1 rRNA gene is annotated in these 3,416 nt (G+C 54.6%); it reads right to left on the reverse strand.

Annotated features, from left to right (window positions below):
• Window positions 1-58: 58 nt before the first annotated feature.
• A 23S ribosomal RNA gene (locus AC50X7_RS18460) occupies window positions 59-3,185 on the reverse strand.
• Window positions 3,186-3,416: the final 231 nt, after the last annotated feature.

Raw genomic sequence — 3,416 nt, forward strand, 5'->3', positions numbered from 1 at the left:
TATCTTTTACCACCGTCTGGTGTGAACGTCTTTTGAATGCCGTTCACGGCGGTGGTGTGTGGTGTAAGTTATCGGCCTATTAGTACCGGTCAGCTTCACGAGTCGTTAGTCCTCGCTTCCACATCCGGCCTATCAACCCAGTGGTCTGGCTGGGGGCCTCTCACACACAAGGTGTATGGAAATCTCATCTTGAAGCGAGCTTCCCGCTTAGATGCTTTCAGCGGTTATCCCATCCGAACGTAGCTAATCAGCGGTGCACTTGGCAGTACAACTGACACACCAGAGGTTCGTCCGTCCCGGTCCTCTCGTACTAAGGACAGCCCTTCTCAAATTTCCTGCGCGCGCAGCGGATAGGGACCGAACTGTCTCACGACGTTCTAAACCCAGCTCGCGTACCGCTTTAATGGGCGAACAGCCCAACCCTTGGGACCTACTCCAGCCCCAGGATGCGACGAGCCGACATCGAGGTGCCAAACCATGCCGTCGATATGGACTCTTGGGCAAGATCAGCCTGTTATCCCCGAGGTACCTTTTATCCGTTGAGCGACGGCCATTCCACAATGTACCGCCGGATCACTAGTCCCGACTTTCGTCCCTGCTCGAGATGTCTCTCTCACAGTCAAGCTCCCTTGTGCACTTACACTCGACACCTGATTGCCAACCAGGCTGAGGGAACCTTTGGGCGCCTCCGTTACTTTTTAGGAGGCAACCGCCCCAGTTAAACTACCCATCAGGCACTGTCCCTGACCCGGATTACGGGCCGAAGTTAGATGTCCAAAGTGACCAGAGTGGTATTTCAACGATGACTCCACCCGAACTGGCGTCCGGGCTTCAACGTCTCCCACCTATCCTACACAAGCCACTCCGAACACCAATACCAAACTATAGTAAAGGTCTCGGGGTCTTTCCGTCCTGCTGCGCGTAACGAGCATCTTTACTCGTACTGCAATTTCGCCGAGTTTATGGTTGAGACAGCGGGGAAGTCGTTACTCCATTCGTGCAGGTCGGAACTTACCCGACAAGGAATTTCGCTACCTTAGGATGGTTATAGTTACCACCGCCGTTTACTGGGGCTTAAATTCTCAGCTTCGCCTTGCGGCTAACCGGTCCTCTTAACCTTCCAGCACCGGGCAGGAGTCAGTCCGTATACATCGTCTTGCGACTTCGCACGGACCTGTGTTTTTAGTAAACAGTCGCTTCCCCCTGGTCTCTGCGGCCCCGATCCCCTCCCACCAGCAAGTGGTGTTCAAGGTTGGGGCCCCCCTTCTCCCGAAGTTACGGGGGCATTTTGCCGAGTTCCTTAACCATAATTCTCTCGATCGCCTTAGTATTCTCTACCTGATCACCTGTGTCGGTTTGGGGTACGGGCGGCTAAAACCTCGCGTCGATGCTTTTCTCGGCAGCATAGGATCACCAAATCCCCCCAAACGGGGGTCCCATCAGATCTCAGGCATCATGAACAGCGGATTTGCCTACCGTTCGCCCTACATCCTTAGACCGGGACAACCATCGCCCGGCTTGGCTACCTTCCTGCGTCACACCTGTTAATACGCTTGCCTCCCAGGATCAGGTCCTGCGCTCCACCAAAACCCTCACACCACAAGGGTGATCGGGCAGGTCTCGGGCAGTTAGTATCCCCTGTTCAGCATGGGCGGTTTTTCGCCGGTACGGGAATATCAACCCGTTGTCCATCGACTACGCCTGTCGGCCTCGCCTTAGGTCCCGACTTACCCAGGGCAGATTAGCTTGACCCTGGAACCCTTGATCATTCGGCGGACGGGTTTCTCACCCGTCTTTCGCTACTCATGCCTGCATTCTCACTCGTGTAGGCTCCACCGCTGGTTTACACCGCGACTTCACTGCCCACACGACGCTCCCCTACCCATCCAGACGCCTGAACCACAAGGGCTTAGCTAATATCTGAATGCCACAACTTCGGCGGTGTACTTGAGCCCCGCTACATTGTCGGCGCGGAATCACTTGACCAGTGAGCTATTACGCACTCTTTTAAGGATGGCTGCTTCTAAGCCAACCTCCTGGTTGTCTTCGCAACTCCACATCCTTTCCCACTTAGCACACGCTTAGGGGCCTTAGTTGGTGGTCTGGGCTGTTTCCCTCTCGACTATGAAGCTTATCCCCCACAGTCTCACTGCTGCGCTCTCACTTACCGGCATTCGGAGTTTGGCTGACGTCAGTAACCTTGTAGGGCCCATTAGCCATCCAGTAGCTCTACCTCCGGTAAGAAACACGCAACGCTGCACCTAAATGCATTTCGGGGAGAACCAGCTATCACGAAGTTTGATTGGCCTTTCACCCCTACCCACAGCTCATCCCCTCCATTTTCAACTGAAGTGGGTTCGGTCCTCCACGACGTCTTACCGTCGCTTCAACCTGGCCATGGGTAGATCACTTCGCTTCGGGTCTAGATCACGCCACTGCAACGCCCTATTCAGACTCGCTTTCGCTACGGCTTCCCCACACGGGTTAACCTCGCGACGTAACACTAACTCGCAGGCTCATTCTTCAAAAGGCACGCCGTCACCAGAATCAGACTGGCTCCGACGGATTGTAAGCACACGGTTTCAGGTACTGTTTCACTCCCCTCCCGGGGTACTTTTCACCTTTCCCTCACGGTACTGGTCCGCTATCGGTCATTAGGGAGTATTTAGGCTTATCAGGTGGTCCTGACAGATTCACACGGGATTTCTCGGGCCCCGTGCTACTTGGGATACTCATCCAGGCGGTACACAACATTTCGGTTACGGGGCTCACACCCTCTCTGGCCGGCCTTTCAAGACCGTTCACCTATGCCTGCACATCACACCCCACCAGCCCGGCAGAACTGGTATGGAAAGTCCCACAACCCCGACCATGCAACGCCCGCCGGCTATCACACATGGAACGGTTTAGCCTGATCCGCGTTCGCTCGCCACTACTAACGGAATCACTATTGTTTTCTCTTCCTGCGGGTACTGAGATGTTTCACTTCCCCGCGTTCCCTCCACGCACCCTATGTGTTCAGATGCGGGTCACCAGGCGACTCGCGCCCCTGGCGGGGTTTCCCCATTCGGACACCCTGGGATCACAGTCCGGTTATCGACTCCCCCAGGCTTATCGCAGATTCCTACGTCCTTCTTCGGCTCCTAATGCCAAGGCATCCACCGTGTGCTCTTAAAAACTTGACCACAAAGATCAAAAAACTAATTCACGAGAGAACCACGAAAACCAACCACACCCCAACACCCCAAAGGGCATCAACAGCGCAGCCAGATCCAGGTTCATATTCTTGGAAATTGCTTCTTATAAAAGATGCTCGCGTCCACTATGTAGTTCTCAAACAACAACCCCAAACCACACACCCCACACACAAACGTGCATGATCGGCCCGGCCAGGAAAACCAGAAACAAAGTCCCGC

Source organism: Pseudarthrobacter sp. Hb11 (assembly GCF_059383655.1).